Annotated in this window: 13 protein-coding genes and 1 pseudogene; 9 read left to right on the forward strand and 5 right to left on the reverse strand. The window is 51.0% G+C overall.

All coding sequences use genetic code 11. From position 1 onward, the window contains the following. Positions 1-28: 28 nt before the first annotated feature. Positions 29-2,047 carry an excinuclease ABC subunit UvrB gene (uvrB, locus tag Q0V82_RS02695; RefSeq protein WP_226764076.1) on the reverse strand — a complete coding sequence of 673 codons (2,019 nt, stop codon included), beginning with the start codon at positions 2,045-2,047 and terminating at the stop codon, positions 29-31. A gap of 123 nt (positions 2,048-2,170) precedes the next feature. Continuing rightward, the gene (locus Q0V82_RS16555) at positions 2,171-2,440 is read right to left on the reverse strand and encodes a YiiX/YebB-like N1pC/P60 family cysteine hydrolase (RefSeq protein WP_374758519.1); all 270 of its coding nucleotides are present in this window, start codon (positions 2,438-2,440) and stop codon (positions 2,171-2,173) included. Between the two features lie 307 nt (positions 2,441-2,747). Here Q0V82_RS16555 and Q0V82_RS02700 point away from each other — a divergent pair, with 307 nt between their 5' ends. The 9 genes and pseudogenes from Q0V82_RS02700 to Q0V82_RS02740 form a co-directional block, all read left to right on the forward strand. After that, positions 2,748-3,314 carry a glycine zipper 2TM domain-containing protein gene (locus Q0V82_RS02700; protein WP_297572428.1) on the forward strand — a complete coding sequence of 189 codons (567 nt, stop codon included), beginning with the start codon at positions 2,748-2,750 and terminating at the stop codon, positions 3,312-3,314. A gap of 88 nt (positions 3,315-3,402) precedes the next feature. Next, complete coding sequence (locus tag Q0V82_RS02705) at positions 3,403-3,642, forward strand: PepSY domain-containing protein (protein ID WP_297572431.1); 240 nt, start codon at positions 3,403-3,405, stop codon at positions 3,640-3,642. A gap of 133 nt (positions 3,643-3,775) precedes the next feature. After that, complete coding sequence (locus Q0V82_RS02710; RefSeq protein ID WP_297572434.1) at positions 3,776-4,453, forward strand: response regulator transcription factor; 678 nt, start codon at positions 3,776-3,778, stop codon at positions 4,451-4,453. After that, positions 4,450-5,787: an ATP-binding protein gene (locus tag Q0V82_RS02715; RefSeq protein ID WP_297572435.1), complete on the forward strand. Its 1,338-nt coding sequence runs from the start codon at positions 4,450-4,452 to the stop codon at positions 5,785-5,787. The genes Q0V82_RS02710 and Q0V82_RS02715 overlap by 4 nt, the downstream gene beginning before the upstream one ends. 81 nt (positions 5,788-5,868) lie before the next feature. Then, positions 5,869-7,317 (forward strand): DUF3375 domain-containing protein, encoded by a 1,449-nt coding sequence (locus Q0V82_RS02720; protein WP_297572436.1) that lies wholly within the window; start codon positions 5,869-5,871, stop codon positions 7,315-7,317. 183 nt (positions 7,318-7,500) lie between these two features. Then, positions 7,501-8,133 (forward strand): DUF4194 domain-containing protein, encoded by a 633-nt coding sequence (locus Q0V82_RS02725; RefSeq protein WP_297572437.1) that lies wholly within the window; start codon positions 7,501-7,503, stop codon positions 8,131-8,133. After that, entirely contained in the window at positions 8,126-11,488 is a 3,363-nt protein-coding gene (locus Q0V82_RS02730) for an ATP-binding protein (protein ID WP_297572439.1), read from the forward strand. The genes Q0V82_RS02725 and Q0V82_RS02730 overlap by 8 nt, the downstream gene beginning before the upstream one ends. Continuing rightward, positions 11,485-12,660, forward strand: a complete 1,176-nt coding sequence (locus Q0V82_RS02735) for a DUF3322 domain-containing protein (RefSeq protein WP_297572441.1) — start codon at positions 11,485-11,487, stop codon at positions 12,658-12,660. The genes Q0V82_RS02730 and Q0V82_RS02735 overlap by 4 nt, the downstream gene beginning before the upstream one ends. Before the next feature lie 45 nt (positions 12,661-12,705). Further along, positions 12,706-12,965: pseudogene (locus Q0V82_RS02740) on the forward strand (transposase domain-containing protein); the annotation flags it as partial. Between the two features lie 148 nt (positions 12,966-13,113). On the opposite strand, the gene acs reads toward Q0V82_RS02740, so the two are convergent. The 3 genes from acs to Q0V82_RS02755 all read right to left on the reverse strand — a co-directional run bounded on the left by acs (position 13,114) and on the right by Q0V82_RS02755 (position 17,685). Further along, positions 13,114-15,084: an acetate--CoA ligase gene (gene acs / locus Q0V82_RS02745; protein ID WP_297572443.1), complete on the reverse strand. Its 1,971-nt coding sequence runs from the start codon at positions 15,082-15,084 to the stop codon at positions 13,114-13,116. Between the two features lie 196 nt (positions 15,085-15,280). Beyond that, positions 15,281-15,886, reverse strand: coding sequence for a 3'-5' exonuclease (locus Q0V82_RS02750; protein WP_297572445.1), 606 nt, complete (start codon positions 15,884-15,886; stop codon positions 15,281-15,283). Further along, a complete protein-coding gene (locus tag Q0V82_RS02755) occupies positions 15,883-17,685 on the reverse strand; it encodes a DUF294 nucleotidyltransferase-like domain-containing protein (RefSeq protein ID WP_297572447.1) in 1,803 nt (600 codons plus the stop codon). The genes Q0V82_RS02750 and Q0V82_RS02755 overlap by 4 nt, the downstream gene beginning before the upstream one ends. Between the last annotated feature and the right edge of the window lie 17 nt (positions 17,686-17,702).

Here is a 17,702-nt window from a genome sequence, read left to right on the forward strand (position 1 = left end):
CGGCTGGCAAACCCAACGTCAACCGACCCTAATCGTGACCAAAAGCGCGTTCGCGAAGTTGTTTGAGTTCATCACGTAATTGCGCCGCTTTTTCAAATTCCAGATTCTGTGCGGCTTTGAGCATATCTTTTTCTAAGCGTTTGAGCTCTTTTGCCAATTGCTTTTGATCCATTTCAGCCACAATACGGGTTTTTTTCTCTTCCAATCTGGCGGCGACCGCTTCTTCGGCGTTGTACACCCCGTCGATAATATCCTTAATGCGTTTGACTACGCCGCGCGGAGTGATGCCGTGTTCGAGGTTGTAGGCGATTTGTTTTTCACGGCGGCGCTGCGTTTCACCGATGGCTTTTTCCATCGAATTGGTGATTCGATCGCCGTATAAAATCGCTTTACCGTTTAGATTTCGCGCCGCGCGGCCGATGGTTTGAATCAAGCTGCGCTCACTACGCAAAAAGCCTTCTTTATCGGCATCCAAAATCGCCACTAAAGAGACTTCGGGAATATCCAAACCTTCACGCAATAAGTTAATCCCAATCAGCACATCAAACACGCCAAGACGCAGATCACGCAGGATTTCAACGCGCTCCACGGTATCAATATCCGAGTGCAAATAACGCACTTTAACGCCATGCTCGGCCAAATATTCAGTCAGTTGTTCCGACATTTTTTTAGTCAGTGTGGTGACCAAAACCCGCTCGCCAATCGCAGTGCGCAGATTGATTTCCGATAGTAAATCGTCAACTTGGGTGCCCACCGGGCGCACTTCAATCAGCGGATCGACTAGTCCAGTCGGCCGCACCAGTTGCTCGACCACTTGGCCTTGATGCTCGGCTTCATACGCCGCTGGCGTGGCGGAAACAAAAATCGTTTGCGGCATTAAGCGCTCAAATTCTTCAAATTTAAGCGGGCGATTGTCGAGCGCCGATGGCATGCGAAAGCCGTAATCGACGAGGTTTTCTTTGCGCGAACGATCGCCCTTATACATCGCGCCGATTTGGCCGATCATCACATGGCTTTCGTCTAAAATCATCAAGCCATCTTTCGGCAGGTAGTCGAGCAAAGTCGGTGGTGCAGAGCCCGCCGGTTTGCCAGAAAAATGCCGTGAATAATTCTCGATGCCTTTGCAAAAACCCATTTCGCCGAGCATTTCTAAATCAAAACGCGTGCGTTGCTCAAGCCGCTGCGCTTCAACCAGTTTGTGTTCTTGGTAATAAAAAGCTAAGCGATCACGCAGTTCTTCTTTAATGGTTTCAATCGCTACCAGTACTTTTTCGCGTGGGGTAACGTAATGGCTGGATGGGAATACAGTGAAGCGCCCCATGCGTTGTTTGACGTGACCGGTAAGCGGGTCGAACAGGCTGATGCGCTCGATTTCATCGTCGAACATCGAGATGCGTACCGCCAAATCGGCACTTTCAGCGGGGAAAATATCAATCACATCGCCGCGAACGCGAAAATGCCCACGGGCAAACTCGATCTCATTACGGTCGTACTGCATGGTGGTGAGGCGTTTGATGATGTCGCGTTGACCGATTTTTTCGCCTTCAGACAAATGCAAAATCATCGCGTGATAATCGGATGGATCACCAATCCCGTAAATCGCCGATACGGTGGCAACGATAATACAATCGGGGCGCTCGAGCATCGCCTTGGTGGCCGATAGCCGCATTTGCTCAATATGCTCGTTAATCGCGCTGTCTTTTTCGATAAACAGATCGCGGCTGGGCACATAGGCTTCGGGCTGATAGTAGTCGTAATACGAGACGAAATATTCAACGGCGTTTTCGGGGAAAAACTCGCGCATTTCGGAATACAACTGTGCGGCGAGGGTTTTATTGGGCGCCATAATAATCGCTGGCCGCCCAGTACGCGCAATCACGTTCGCCATGGTAAAGGTTTTACCTGAACCGGTTACGCCGAGTAAAGTTTGGTATTTGAGCCCATCGTCCAAGCCTTCGATCAGTTGCTCGATGGCTTTGGGTTGATCCCCTGCCGGCGGGAATGGCTGAAATAATTTATACGGCGAATTGGGGTATTCAACAAACATGGCGAACCTGGTTTCGAGCAAGACGTCACATTGTGGGCGGATGTGCTGCCGGACTCAAGCCTTGCGCACCGGAAGATGATTATTGTTTCGCAATGCGCATCGTTTTGGGGTTGATTGAGCGGCTTAAGGTTTCGCTAACGTCGGCTTTGATTGCCACGCCGTCGCGGTACAGGATGAGCGGATCGAACATAGGGGGGGCAGTTGCGCGACATTATCCGGGCTGATTGTGTCGCGGCCGAGCGCTTTGGAAATCGGCCACGGCAATTCAGGGAAGACCACATAAACCAGTTCTGAGCAGACAATTCGTTGGCGCATCACTACGTCAAAGTTGAAATCATATTCTTTACCCACTTGTGCCAGCGCGGTCAGGATGGTGGTGTGTTGCTTATCGATATCGGGGGGGCAATATTGATGGGTATTTTCTGCTGGCTATTATTTGTTAATGCTTGTGGCTATATACCCTAAGTAAATTGCAATTTAGGTTTGATGCTGTGCCACGATGCTGGGGCTTAAAAAACTGCGGCCGATGGTGTCTTTGCGTCTGTTTTAATTTTTACTACTTAAGTACATGGTTGTGCCGTAGCCATTTAGCCATCGTTACATAGCCAGTCCGCAAAAAAAATTTTTTGTTCAGAATCGATTCAGCTCACTACGCGCATTCTAGCTGGTATTAAAAGTGAATCGCGAAGTGAGGCTGGGCATGCAAAAATCAATGTTAGTTATGTTTATCATGGCGCTGTTGAGTGGCGCGGCGCAGGCGGATCGAGATTGGGATGATGATTCGCATAAACGTCATCAGCCCAAGTGGCAGCAACGAGATTTTGCCGTAATTCGCTCGGTACAGCCGCGCTATGAGTCAATCGGCCAACCTCGGCAAGAATGTCGCTCTGAATGGGTGACGGAAACCGTTGCTCAGCCCACGAGCCCGAATTATGGTGGCGCCATTATTGGCGGTGCAGCGGGTGGTGCCATTGGTACGCAAGTCGGCAAAGGTCGTGGCCGCAATGTGGCGATTGTGGCGGGGACTTTGATTGGTGCGGTGATCGGTAATCATGTGGCAGATCCGTATCGCGGCACCGCGCCAACCAATACCGTGAATCGCGAAGTACAGCGTTGCCATCCGGTGAACGATTATCGTCAGCAAGTGCGGGATTATCTGGTGGCGTATGAATACCGTTCGCAAATGTACACGACGACGATGCTGCGTTATCCAGGAGACGTGGGATCGCGTTTGCCGGTGCGGGTGTTGGTCGAATTGGACGATTAGATGCGATTGGATTAGGGTTTGTGATTATCCCCACGCTGCATCGCTGCGCTTGCAGGTACAATTGCTGTTGAGTAAAAAGGAAAAAGTCATGAAAGCGCTATTCAAAGTCTTGTTGTGTACTGCATGTTTATTGGCGGGCTCGGCCTATGCCGCAGTGAGCCGCGATGATGCGTCGGCCTTGGCACAAAAGAAAACCAACGGTGGCCGCGTGATGTCGGTGGAAAAATTCGTCGAAGGCGATAAAAACCTTTGGCGGGTAAAAGTATTGACTGGTACTGGCGAAGTGCGCGCGGTGTTTGTGGATGAAGCAACGGGTAAAGTTTACTAATGCCAAAGTTGACCAAGGATGTACTGATTGATTGGTCATCCCTGAGTGATTTTATCGGCGATCCGGCAGAATTACTCGATTCTCGCCTGCGCGGGAATGACGATTCAGCAATACATCAGTGCAGCGCTAAGCCATGCGCATACTCCTGATCGAAGATGAAACCGCGCTGCGCGAGTCACTGGCGGCTAGCTTAACGGCACAAGGTTATCGCGTGGATACCTCGGCCGACGGCGAGGAGGGGCTGTTTCAAGCTTGCGAATATCCGTTTGACTTGCTGATTGTCGATTTGGGCCTGCCCAAGTTGAACGGCATTCAATTGATTGAGCGCGTGCGCGCCGCTGGGCATACGATGCCGATTCTGATTTTGACCGCGCGTACCCATTGGCAAGAAAAAGTCACCGGTCTTGAGGCGGGCGCCGATGATTATCTGACCAAACCGTTCGAATATCCAGAACTGGCGGCACGCGTGATGGCCTTGCTGCGCCGCGCGCTGAATGCTTTGCCCAGTGGCCTTGATTTTGGGGTGTTGCAAATTGATTTTGCGCGTCAACAAGTGCGCAATCCTAATGGGGTGATTGATTTGACGGCATTTGAATATCGCCTATTGGAACACCTGATTTACCAGCGTCCGAATGTGGTGAGTAAATTGGCGCTGGCCGATTATCTATATCCGCACGAAGCCGACCGCGATAGTAATGTGATCGAAGTATTGCTCAGCCGGCTGCGCCGCAAGCTCGATCAAGATAGCGCGGTGCCGAGTATCGAAACGGTGCGTGGACGCGGTTATCGCTTTGCTTTGGAAGTCATGTGATTCAGCTAAAAAATTTATCGATTCGAAATCGACTACATCTAGGCGCCAGCATTGTTTTGCTGGCGTTTTTCTGTGTGACCGGCTGGGCGGTGCAAGGCATTTACAGCCAACATCTGCGCGACAGTCATTTTGCGCGGTTGCAAAGCGCGGTGTATTTGCTGATCGCGATGACCGAGTTAAATCCGCAAGGCCAGCTTGAATTGCCCAAGCAATTGGCTGAACCGCTGTTTTCGATTCCTAATTCTGGCTTGTATGCGTTTATTGAAAATCCAGCTCAAACCGAGCAATGGGTTTCGCCATCTGCAGCGCAATTCAAAAATTTAGCGCCTTTGTCGCTGGCAACTGGCGTCTGGCAGCAAAACGCGCTGCGCTTAGATCAGCGTGATTTCTTGCAAATCGCCTATCAAGTCCGCTGGCTCACGGGGCAAACTGCGCCAACGATTCGCTTTCGTGTTCTGGAAGATCAGCAGTATTTTCAAAAGCAACTTGAGCAATTTCAGCACGCACTCTGGGGTGGCTTAGCAGCGGCCGCGATGTGTTTATTACTAGCGCAAATACTGATTTTACGCTGGGGCTTGGCGCCGCTGCGCCGTTTAGACAGCGAACTGGCCGCCATTGAAGGTGGCGAACAAACCGAGGTTACAGGCGAGTATCCACGAGAGCTGGCGCCATTAGCGGGGCGGCTCAATCGCTTGGTCGAGCAAGAGCGTGCACGGCAGCAGCGTTATCGCGAAGCTTTGGCGGATTTGGCGCACAGCTTAAAAACGCCGCTGGCGATTTTGCGAGCAGAAGCCATTTTGCGTTCAGAGCCCGACGATTACGCACAACGCGTCAACGAGCAAGTGACGCGAATGGATCATATTGTGCAGCATCAGCTCAATCGCGCCGCGCTGCGCGGCTCAGTTGAATTGGCGGCGGCGATAGCGCTCAGACCGATTGCCGAACGCGTACTGGCGGCGATGCAGAAAGTCTACGCTGGGCGCGGTTTAACTTTTACGCTGGATTGCGCGGCGGATGTAGCTTGGCCGCTAGATGAAGGTGATGCGTTTGAAGTGCTGGGTAATGTGCTGGATAACGCCGGTAAATTTGCCACGCAAAATATTCAGATTGCCATCAGTACAACACCGCAGCATTTACGTATTGTCATCTGCGACGATGGCCCGGGTTTTGCTGATCCCGCGCGCGCGCAGCAACGCGGCGTGCGCCTTGATGAGCAAGTGGCTGGGCAAGGGATTGGCCTTGCGGTTGTTGCCGATATTGTCGGTGCTTACGGTGGCAAAGTCGAAATTGCTCGCAGCCCCAGTGGCGGCGCGGCAGTGTTGATTCAGTTCTAATGGGTATCTGCTGCTAGCCTTTTTTAAATCATGCTAGCAGCGGTATACTGCCAGTAACTTGATGCCATTGAGATTGCTGCGATGATGAAACTTGATCATGCCACCTTGGATGCGTTGCGCCGCTCTCATCCAGCGTGGCGTTTATTGGTGGCGAGTAATGCGCCGCTGATTGCCAGTTTTTTGCAGCGGGTGTTTGTGACTCCGAATGTGCGAGTGATTGCACAGGCGGATTTACTCGAAATGTTGGCTGACGAGTTGTATGCGCTGCGCGATCGCTTTGGCGCGGATGTATACCCCAAATTACCGCAAGCCTACCTCAATGATTGGGCCGCTAACGATGCCGCTTGGCTGCGTAAATTTTATCCCACAGGCTCGGACGAGCCGCATTTTGATCTGACTCCCGCCACCGAAAAAGCCATTGCTTGGCTGGCCAGCCTGGGGGAACGTAGTTTTGTCGGTACTGAATCACGGCTGCTGACCTTGTTTGATTTGTTAAAACAAATTTGTACCGGGGCTGAGACCGATCCACAAACGCGCTTGGCCGAGCTCTATAAGCAGCGCGCTGCGCTCGATAGTGAAATTGTGCGGATTCAGGGTGGGCATATTCCATTACTGGACGACACCGCCATTCGTGATCGTTTTCAACAGTTTTCTGGTTTGGCGCGTGAATTGCTAGCCGATTTTCGCGAAGTAGAACATAACTTTCGTGGCTTGGATCGTCGGGTGCGTGAGCGCATTGCGCTGTGGGATGGCAGCAAGGGCGCACTACTGGATGAAATCATGGGCGAGCGTGATTTGATTGCTGACTCGGATCAAGGCAAAAGTTTTCGGGCATTTTGGGATTTGATGATGTCGCAATCGCGGCAAGACGAGCTGACTAAAATGCTCGATATCGTTTTGCAGCTCCCACCGGTGAGTGCACTCAAGCCCGATATTCGCACTCGACGTGTGCATTATGATTGGCTGGAAGCAGGGGAGCACACACAGCGCACTGTCGCGCTATTGTCGCAGCAATTGCGGCGTTTTCTGGATGATCAGGCGTATTTGGAAAATCGCCGAATTATGGAAATTTTACAAGGGATCGAGCGCCATGCACTCGGTGTGCGTGACTGCGCGCCGGTCGGGGAATTTACCAGCGTGGCACAGTCTGCGGCGGCGATTGATTTGACGATGGAGCGTGCGCTGTACACGCCAAAAATCAAAACGGTACTCAGTTCGGCCGAATTAGAGCTGGGCGATGCAGGGATGGATGATACATCGGCGCTATTTGGACAATTTGTGGTCGACAAAGCGCGATTGACCCGCAATGTGCGGCATGCGCTGCAATCGGTTAGCCAGATTACACTGAGCAACTTACTCAGTAGCTACCCTTTAGAGCAGGGTTTGGCCGAGTTGATCGGCTATTTGCAGCTGGCGGGGGAACAGCCTAAAACCATCGTCGATGATACGATCAATGACACGCTGATTTGGGCTACGCCCGATGGTCTCCACAAACAAGCTAAGTTGCCGCGCGTGATTTTTGTTCGCTAGGGCTAAAGCAAAAGCTTTGGTTTAAGGCCATCTAGTCTTGCCTCTTTGTTGTACTAATGTACGGCTTGGACGCCTTGCCATAAAAATGTGCACCAGTACTTAATTGGTATTTACTTGTAGCCATTATTTATAAATAGCTGCACTGATATACCCACGAATTAGCCTCGGCAGATGAGAGAATTTATGTTAGAAACAACAGCACAAGCCGTCACCCAACCACGCGATAATGCCTTGTCGGTGGTGTTAATCGGGCTGTTAAAAGGCGTGGTATACCAAGAAAATGACGCGGCGCTGTGGGCGTCTTTGCTGGATTTACGCGCGAGCGTGCGAGATTACATGGCCGTGCTGGGCTTGTCGCTGGTGCTAGATGAAGCCGAAGGTTACGCATTTTTGCGCGCACACGCGGGGAGCGAGGATGAGACTAGCCATGCTTTGCCACGCTTGGTGGCCCGCCGACCTTTATCGTTTCCGGTGAGTTTGCTGTTGGCATTGTTGCGTAAAAAAATGCTGGAATTTGATGCGCTAGGTGGTGATACGCGCTTGGTGTTATCGCGCGATGAGATCGTGGAGTTGATCCGTGTATTTTTGCCCGCAGGTAGTCACGACACGCGTTTGATTGACCAAGTGGAGTCGCATTTGAAACGCGTGATCGAGCTGGGATTTGTTCGGGTTTTAAAGGGCGACACGCCAATGTATGAAGTGCGGCGGATCTTAAAAGCGTTTATCGACGCGCAGTGGCTGACCGAGTTTGCCGAAAAGCTAGCTGCGTATCGCGAGCATGTACAGCTTGGCGTCGGAGACAATACCGATGAGTGATTTGCATAATGACGGTTTTGATTTTACCGGCGACGATGCTTTGTCGGGCTTTCGTTTAAAGCGCATCGAAGTCTATAACTGGGGCACGTTTACTGAGCAAGTCTGGAGTATGCAGCTTGATGGGCAAAATGCGCTGCTGACCGGGGATATTGGCTCGGGAAAATCGACCTTGGTTGATGCGGTGACCACCTTGCTGGTGCCTGCGCATCGAGTGGCGTACAACAAAGCCGCTGGCGCAGATGCTAAAGAGCGCTCTTTGCGCTCGTATGTGCTGGGGCATTATAAATCTGAGCGTAGCGACTCGGGTGTCGCCAAGGCCGTGGCGCTGCGCGATGCCAATAGTTATTCGGTGATTTTGGGCGAATTTTACAATGCCGGGTACGATCAAACGGTGACTTTAGCGCAGGTTTTCTGGCTAAAAGACGCGCAAAGCCAGCCCGCTCGCTTTTTTGTGGTGGCGGAACAGTCGCTGAGTATTGCGCAAGATTTTGCCAATTTTGGCACCGATATGAGCCAGTTGCGTAAGCGTTTACGCCGCACGGGAGTCGAGCTATTTGATAGCTTTTCTGCTTATGGTGCGCATTTTAGGCGGCGCTTTGGCATTGAAAATGAGCAAGCGCTGGAGTTATTTCATCAAACCGTATCAATGAAATCGGTTGGTAATCTCACCGATTTTATTCGCAGCCATATGCTAGAGCCTTTCGACGTCGCGCCACGGATTGCGGCCTTGATTACGCATTTTGACGATCTAAATCGGGCGCACGAGGCAGTATTGAAAACCAAGCGGCAAGTGGCATTGCTCGCGCCGATGATGATCGATTGCGATCGTTTTGCGGGGCTAAATACTGAAATCAGCGATTTGCGCGCTTGCCGTGAAGCGCTGAAAGCTTTTTTTGCCATGAAAAAAGCCGATTTGCTCACGCAGCGACTCGTGGTGCTAGCGCAGGATTTGGAACGGCAACAGCAGCAAATTATCAAGTTGTTGGATAAAAAAGAGTCGCAATTATTGCAACAGCGCGAACTGGGCGAGCAGATTGCGCAAAATGGCGGTGACCGGATTGCTCGTCTTGGCATTGAAATCACGCAGCAAGAACAGCTAAAAAACACGCGGTTAAAATGCTTCGAGCGCTACAGTGAGCTGTTGCAAAAACTAGCGCAGCCCGCGCCTGAAACGCTAGCGATGTTTGTCGCGCAGCAGCAAGTGCTGCTCACGGCACGCGCTCAGGTTGAGCAGCGCGAAGATGAAATCTTGCACGCTTTAGGCGAGAAAAATTATGGCTTTACGGCTTTACGGCGTGAACACACCGAGCTTTCGGCTGAAGTTAGCAGTCTGAAATCGCGGCGCAGTAATATTGATATGCAGCAAATTGAGCTACGTATGCGCTTGTGTGCTGCTTTAGATTTGGCTGAGAGCGATATACCCTTTGCGGGTGAATTGATTCAGGTGCGAGATAATGAGAAAGATTGGCAAGGCGCGATTGAGCGGGTGCTGCATGGTTTTGCACTATCGCTGATTGTGCCTGAGCAGCATTATACCAAGGTGGTAGAGTGGGTTGAGCAGACGCACTTGAAGGGGCGCTTGGTGTATTTTCGTGCGCGGAGTAGCACCAGCAGGGAGATGCCGTTATTGCATCCCGATTCGCTGGTGAAGAAATTGGCGCTCAAGCCCGATTCACCGCTGTATGACTGGCTGGAGCGTGAAGTGGCGCATCGTTTTGATTTGGCCTGCTGCGCCAGTCCCGAGCAATTTCGGCGTGAAAGCCGCGCCTTAAGCCGTGCCGGGCAAATTAAATCGGCGGGCGAACGACATGAAAAAGATGATCGCAGCCGCATTGATGATCAAAGGCGTTATGTATTGGGCTGGAGTAATAGCGCCAAAATTGCCGCTTTAGCCATTGAGCTACGGCGCGTGGAGCAGCAATTGGCTGAGCATGGCGCTCACATGGCGAGCTTGCAAACCGAGCAAAAAACGCTGCGTGAGCAGCTCGATACGCTCAGCAAATTGGTGGAGTACGATGATTTTTATGCCTTTGATTGGCGCGCTCCCGCAGCGCAGATTGCTACTTTGGCGACGGAGTTAGCCGAGCTAGAAGCGGCATCGGATGTATTGCGCTATTTGAATGAACGCTTAGTTATGCTCAATCAGGATATGAAAGAGACCGAGACGGCGTTGTCCGCCAAGCATCAATTATTCGGCGGGATTGAGGTCAAAATCAGCAATGCCAGCGCCGCATTGCAAAGCGTGAATCTGATTTTAGCTGCGGATGACTATCAAGGGTATACGATTCAGTTCGATAAGATACAAGAGCTACGTGACAATACCCCTGCTAGTGCTTTGACGGTGGAGTCCTCCGACGGGCGAGAATCTGAGCTGCGTTCGGTGTTGCAGACCTCAATGGATAGCAAAAGTGGTAATGCCAGTACGCTGGCGGGCAAAATTGTGCGCGCAATGAGCGAGTATAAATTAGCTTATCCACTCGACACGCAAGAGGTCGATGCGAGTGTGGTGGCCGCTACTGAATACGCCCAAATGTTGGCGCAACTCAATAGCGATGATTTGCCACGTTTTGAAGCGCGATTCAAACAGCTACTCAATGAAAATACCATTCGCGAAGTGGCCAATTTTCAATCGCGACTGGCGCAAGAACGCGAAACCATTAAAGAGCGCATTACGCTGATTAATCAGTCGCTGACGCAGATTAATTACAATCCTGGCCGTTATATTGTGCTGGAGGCGCAGCTCACTGGCGATGCAGAAGTACGCGAGTTTCAAACCCAACTGCGCGAATGCACTGAAGGCGCGTTAACGGGATCGGAGGATGAGCAATATTCCGAACGCAAATTCATTCAGGTGAGTGCGATTATCCAACGTTTTCGTGGGCGGGATGGCTTAAGCGAGTTGGATAAGCGCTGGACTGCCAAAGTGAGCGATGTGCGGCAATGGTTTGGCTTTTCGGCCAGCGAGCGCTGGCGCGAAGATGATAGCGAGCATGAACATTATTCTGATTCGGGTGGTAAATCAGGCGGGCAAAAAGAGAAACTCGCCTACACCATTTTGGCCGCGAGTTTGGCGTATCAATTTGGCTTGGAATGGGGCGCGGTGCGTTCGAAATCATTCCGTTTTGTGGTGATTGATGAGGCCTTTGGCCGAGGTTCGGATGATTCGGCGCGCTATGGGTTAAACCTATTTAAGCAGCTTAATTTGCAACTGCTGATTGTGACACCATTGCAAAAAATTCATATCATCGAGCCCTTTGTCGCTTGCGTTGGCTTTGTGCACAACCACGAAGGCCGCGCTTCGCGCTTACGAAATTTAAGCATTACGCAGTATCAGCAAGAGAAGCAACAGCAATGAGTTGGACCAGTGAGAAAGAAATTAAAGCGCAATTGCAAAAGCGTTGGGATAAAGGTGAGCTATTGGCTAGCCTGCTGGGCGATGCGCCATTGTTTCCGCTGCGAATTGCGCTAAAAGGCCCCAGCAGCAGTGAGCTGGCGAACCAGTTTGGCGCGGTGCAAGATTGGATTATTGCTTTGCAGCAGTCACGCCATTTTCGACTGGAAATGCGCGAAATTGCGCACCGAATCATTGGCAATAATGTGTTGCCGCAGGCGGTTTGGCTGGATGATTTCGCGGCGGCCTTGGCTTTGATTGGCAAAACCCGCGAAGCGACACGTTATCAGGCTTTATTGGCGCAAATGCCTGCGCATTTGTCTGTTGTACTGTTGCCGTGGTTGCAAAAACGCAGTTTGAAATTGCTGGATTTAGGGGCAGATTGGTCGCTATTGTTGGCTGTAGTGCAATGGCTGCAAGCGCATCCGCGACCCGGTATTTACTTGCGGCAGATTGATTTGCCCGGTGTGCATAGCAAATTGATCGAAGCGCATCGCGGTGTGCTGCTTGAATTACTTGATCTAGTGCTGCCCAGTACAGATATTAATGATGCAGCTCGAGGTGTGAGTGGATTTTGCCAGCGTTATGGCTTTTTGGATAAGCCGCTGCGGGTGCGTTTTCGCTGGGCTGATTCGGGATTGGGTGGGACCGATGTGACGCTGACGCAGGCTGATTTTGCGCAACTGAATGCCGCTGTTGAGCGGGTGTTAATCACTGAAAATGAAATCAATTTTTTAAGTTTGCCGCTACCCGCACGTAGCATGGTCATATTCGGTGCGGGTTATGGTTTTGACATGCTGGCAGGTGCCGATTGGCTGCATGACCAGCCAATACACTACTGGGGCGATATTGATACGCACGGTTTTGCGATTCTTGACCAATTGCGCGCGGTGTTTCCGCTGGCGCAATCGCTGCTGATGGACCAAGCGACCCTGCTGGCGCATCAGGCGTTGTGGGGCGTTGAGTCGACGCCCGTATTGCGCGAATTGCCGCGTTTGAATCCAGCAGAAACTGCTGTTTATCAGCACCTTTGTGCTAGCCATCAAAGTGGTGCGCTGGTAAAGCAGATTCGTTTGGAGCAGGAAAGAGTGGGATTTGCTTGGGTGACCGACTATTTAACTCTGCTGGGTGAGTAATTGCGTATTTCGTGGCGTACTGGCTGGTCAGCGCTTGAACGCTAGGCCCAAAGTGGCATCGCGCCGATCGACAACAATCAGGTCGAAAACAGTATTCGGCCGATTGCGATTGGCAAAAAACTGCTTATTTGCGGGCAGTGAACGGGCCGGCCAAAGCGCCGCCGCGATCCAAACGCTACTGGGCACCGCCAAACTCAACGAGCTCAATCCAGGCCAGGCTCACCGACACCCTAGAAAAACTCCCCACTTGGCACAACAGCCGCATCGACGAATTACTGCCGCTAAGAGTGCTAGCAGAAAAATAAGCGTCAAGGCGGTGAAGCGGCTGAGCGCTGATTGATGAGCGTTTAAAAATCGGGAAGTTAATGTGAGTGCTATCTTTGGCAGCGCAAAAAAATACCCCGCCACAAGGACGGGGTATGAAGACTCTCGTAAAACTGAGAATGCTGGCGATTAAATCGCGCTTTGGCGTAGTTGTTCCAAAATCGCTGGGTTTTCTAGGGTTGAAGTATCCGCAGTTATTTCTTGGCCTTTGGCGATATCACGTAACAAACGACGCATGATTTTACCTGAGCGGGTTTTCGGTAGATTGTCGCCGAAACGAATTTCATCCGGTTGCGCGATCTTGCCGATTTCATGCGCTACCCATTCACGGAGTTCTTTGGCGATGCGTTTGGCATCGTCGCCTTCTGGGCGTTGACCTTTGAGCACCACATACGCCACCACGGCTTCGCCTTTGATGTCATGCGGCTTGCCTACGACAGCGGCTTCGGCGACCAATGGATTGGCGGCGAGTGCCGATTCAATTTCCATGGTGCCAAGGCGGTGACCAGAAACGTTCAGCACGTCGTCGATGCGGCCCATGATCCAGATGTAGCCGCTTTCGTCGTAATGCGCTGAGTCGCCAGCGAGATACAATTTACCGTTGTAGTCTTCGGGGAAATACGTTTTGGCAAAGCGCTCAGAGTCGCCCCAGATATTACGCACCATTGATGGCCATGGCTTGCTAATGACCAAGAAGCCACCTTTACCTGCCGTGACCGGCGCGCCCGATTCATCGACGATATCGGCCATAATCCCCGGAATTGGCAAGGTGCAAGAGCCCGGTTTAGTTGCGACTGCACCTGGCAATGGGGCAATCATATTGCAGCCGGTTTCGGTTTGCCACCAAGTATCAACGATAGGGCAACGGCCACCACCGATGGTCTCAAAGTACCACATCCATGCATCGGGATTGATCGGCTCGCCGACGGTGCCTAAAAGGCGCAGTGATGAAAGATCATATTGTTTTGGCAAATCGCCACCCAGCTTGATCAATGAGCGAATCGCCGTTGGCGCGGTGTAGAAGGTGGTGACTTCGTGTTTTTCAATCATTTGCCAGAAGCGTGATGCGTCTGGATACGTCGGTACACCTTCAAACACCACTTGTGTTGCGCCAATGCCCAATGGACCGTAGGCGATATAGCTGTGACCGGTAATCCAGCCCACGTCGGCCGTGCACCAGTAAACGTCGGTTTCTTTGTAGTCAAATACCCATTTCATCGTCACTTGCGTGCCGAGCAAGTAGCCAGCGGATGAGTGCTGTACGCCTTTGGGCTTACCGGTTGAGCCTGAGGTATACAGAATAAATAGTGGATGTTCAGATTCAACCCATTCTGGTTCGCACACGTCGGATTGGTCTTGCACCAGTTTGTGCCACCACACATTACGCTCGGTATTCCAATGTTCTGGTTTATTGCTGGTGCGTTGGAAGACAATGACTTTTTCTACGGTATCGCAGCCGCCCAAGCCCAGCGCTTCGTCGACCATTGATTTGAGTGGTGTTGGTTTGCCGCCACGGATGGATTCATTGGCAGTGATGACGAGTTTTGCAGCGGCATCTTGGATGCGATCACGCAATGCGCCAGCCGAAAACCCACCAAAAACCACCGAGTGAATCGCGCCAATTCGGGCGCAAGCTTGCATGGCAATCACCGCTTCTACCGTGTGTGGCATGTAAATAACGATGCGATCGCCTTTGACTACGCCAAGACTTTTTAGACCATTGGCAAATTGGCAAACGCGGTGATATAGCTCGCGGTAAGTTACGCGAGTCACCGAGCCATCGTCGGCTTCAAAAATAATCGCCACTTTATTGGCTTTGCTTTCTAAGTGACGATCAAGACAGTTGTATGACACATTCATCAAGCCATCTTCAAACCATTTAAAAAACGGTGGATTGTCTTGATTTAAAATTTGGGTAAAGGGTTTTTTCCAGCTCAGTAGATTGCGTGCTAAATCAGCCCAAAAGCCTTCATAGTCGGCAGTCGCTTTGTCGCATAGCGCGTTGTAGCCTTCGATTCCTGAGACGGTCGCATTGGTGCGAAATTCATCAGAGGGTTGGAATAAACGGTTTTCTTTTAATACTGAATCGATACCACTCATGAGTGAACCCCTTAGGCAAGACACTGAATTGGAAATAAGCTGAAATCAAATTTATGGGATTACAGTGCTGAAAGCTAATTGTCTTTTTTGATGTAGCAAATCAGTCAGACTGATGTGCTGGGCAATGAATTGAATTACTTGGTTTTTTCGTCTTTGATTTTGCCAATAGCTTGATATCCAGCGGCGGGAAAGTGAGTCAATTGCGCTGGCCTTTGAGTTTTAAGAACATCAGCGCCGCAGTGATTGCGTCGTTGAGCGGGTCGTGGCGCGCTAAGCGGGGTATGTCCAGTTCAGTCAGCATGCTGTCTAAGCTTAAATCGATATCAGGACGGTAGGCGCTGACTTTTTTGTCGTAATACAAGCCAGAGACTTCAATCGCTCGATTGGGGAGCGCGATGCCTAGCCAAGGCTTGAGTTGTCGATTGATGACCGCCAAATCAAATTCAAGGTAATAGCCAATAATCGGGCGACTACCGATGAAATACAGCAATTGCGTGAGCGCATCGTGCAGCGTTAAACCATGGGCCACGTCTTGCGCTCGCAAGCCATGAATTGGGATCGTTTTGGGATCAATTGCGCCACTGGGTTTGACGAGCCATTGCTGGCTGCTGGATTTTAAAATCGTATTGCCGCGAATAATCACCGCAGCAATGGATAAAATTTCAGCCTGCTTCGGATTGAGGCTGGTGGTTTCGCAATCAATACTGACCCATTCATTGGGCGCTGGCTTGGCCAATAAAAACTCAAACTGTGGATCGCGTAGCTGTCGCCGTGCTTGCCAAGATTTAAATGTTTGGATCATAAGGTATTCAATTTAAATTGATGGGCAATGCTTTGTTTAAAGCGTTTCACTACCGCGAGCGTATCTTTGAGTAAGTCGCGCTCGAGTGTAGTGAGTTGGGCCAGCTCAATCCCGTAGTCGAGTAATTTGCCTTGCTGGGCTTTGATTAAGCCATATTTCAATTGCAGGCTTTGTAGATAGGCGAGCGACTCTCTTAGGTCGCTGGCTAATGTTGGCGAGAGGATGTCTTTTTGTTTGAGTATTTCAATTCTGCGGTAGGTATTGCGCTCAGAGAGCTTTGCCTTCAAGGCCAAGCTGCGTATACCGTGCACTAAAGTAAAGATGCCGCCTTTTTTTAGATCGAGTAAACCGCCTTTGCTACGTAGCTGCGAGAAAAAGCCCAGCGGCGTATCAAATTGTTCAATCGGCAAAGCAAAGTGCGCCAGTAGGCTGTCGTTTTCGACCAGACCTTGATAAAAATAATCGCGTAGCCGAGCAAACAGCGCTTTATTGCCATACACCGGATAGGCGTCGAGCCAAATCGCCAGATGCAGCATGTTTTCGCGATGCGTTTGTACCTGCCATTCATCCAGCAAAATTTTAAATTCGCTTTCAGTGCGTCGCCAATATGGATTGTTGACCATGATTTTGCCTGGGCAGGGCGGGTAACCAAAGCGAATCAGCGCTTGATTAAATGCGGCACAAATCGCGGCTAAATCGGGGTGTTCAAAGCCGTCGGCGATAATCAAAGCATTGTCTTGATCGTTAGCTAGAATTTGTTCGCCACGACCTTCTGAGCCCAAGCACAGCAAACAGACATTGGCGCTGATCTCGGCTGGCGCGAGCAGTTGCCAAGTTTTGGCCAGTAATTTGCGGTGCAGCTCACGCAGGGTATCGGCAATCAGCGTGACTTTGACGCCTTGGCGATGTTGCTGGCGGATCAGTTTATCGACGTGCGACCACGCTTGTGCCAATTCATCCATCGACACTGCTCGCTCGATTTGACTTTGAATTAAGTGTGAATGCTGCGTGAGAAAAGCCAGCAAATCGACTTGCTCTAAAATCCCAAGTGCCCCATCTGCGCGGCGCACAATGACCCGGCTAATGGTGTGCTTGGTCATTAACAGCATGGCGGCATGGATCGGTTCGTCGTCGGCCACGCTATGCAAACGATAGTGGGCATAGTTGGCGATGGCGGTGCTGCGCGCGGGCAATTCGCTGATCACAAAGTCGCGTAAATCACGTTGAGTAAAGATGCCAATGTGTTCGGCGTTTTTAATCAGCACCGCCGTGCAGTGCGCGCTTTGCATGCGCCGCGCGGCATCCAGAATGCTGGCATCGGCGCTCAGCCATTGGGCCGGATGGATGTAAGCGGCCGTGACCGGGGCCAGTAGCAAGGCTTGTAATTCATTTTCTTCTGAGGTTTGCTGCGCTAAGGCGGTCATTCGTACGGCAATATCTTGATAAAAATACGCGCCAAACTGTGGGTTGCTACGGATGAGTTCTAAAATTAACTCGCGCGGAATACTAAATACCAGGCTGTCATCAATGGCAACCCATTGCTGTTGGGCCGTTTCATTGAGTAGCGCTTTACTATTGATGGTTTCTTGTTCGCTGTAGACCGTTAAGACTTCACCGTTTTCTTCTTCTGCAATCAGCCCTTTGTTTAAAATCAGCAGCGCATGATGCGGTGCGCCAGCCGCAATCACGGTGTGGCCATTGGCAAAGTATTGAATATCGAGCGCGCTTTCAAAGCGTTCGCGTTCACTGGGCTTTAGGCTGCGATAAGGGAGGGCAGAAAACTCAAATAGCGTCGACATAATGTACCTTGCATCAA

The sequence above is a fragment of the uncultured Deefgea sp. genome (assembly GCF_947072475.1).
Taxonomy (GTDB): domain Bacteria; phylum Pseudomonadota; class Gammaproteobacteria; order Burkholderiales; family Chitinibacteraceae; genus Deefgea.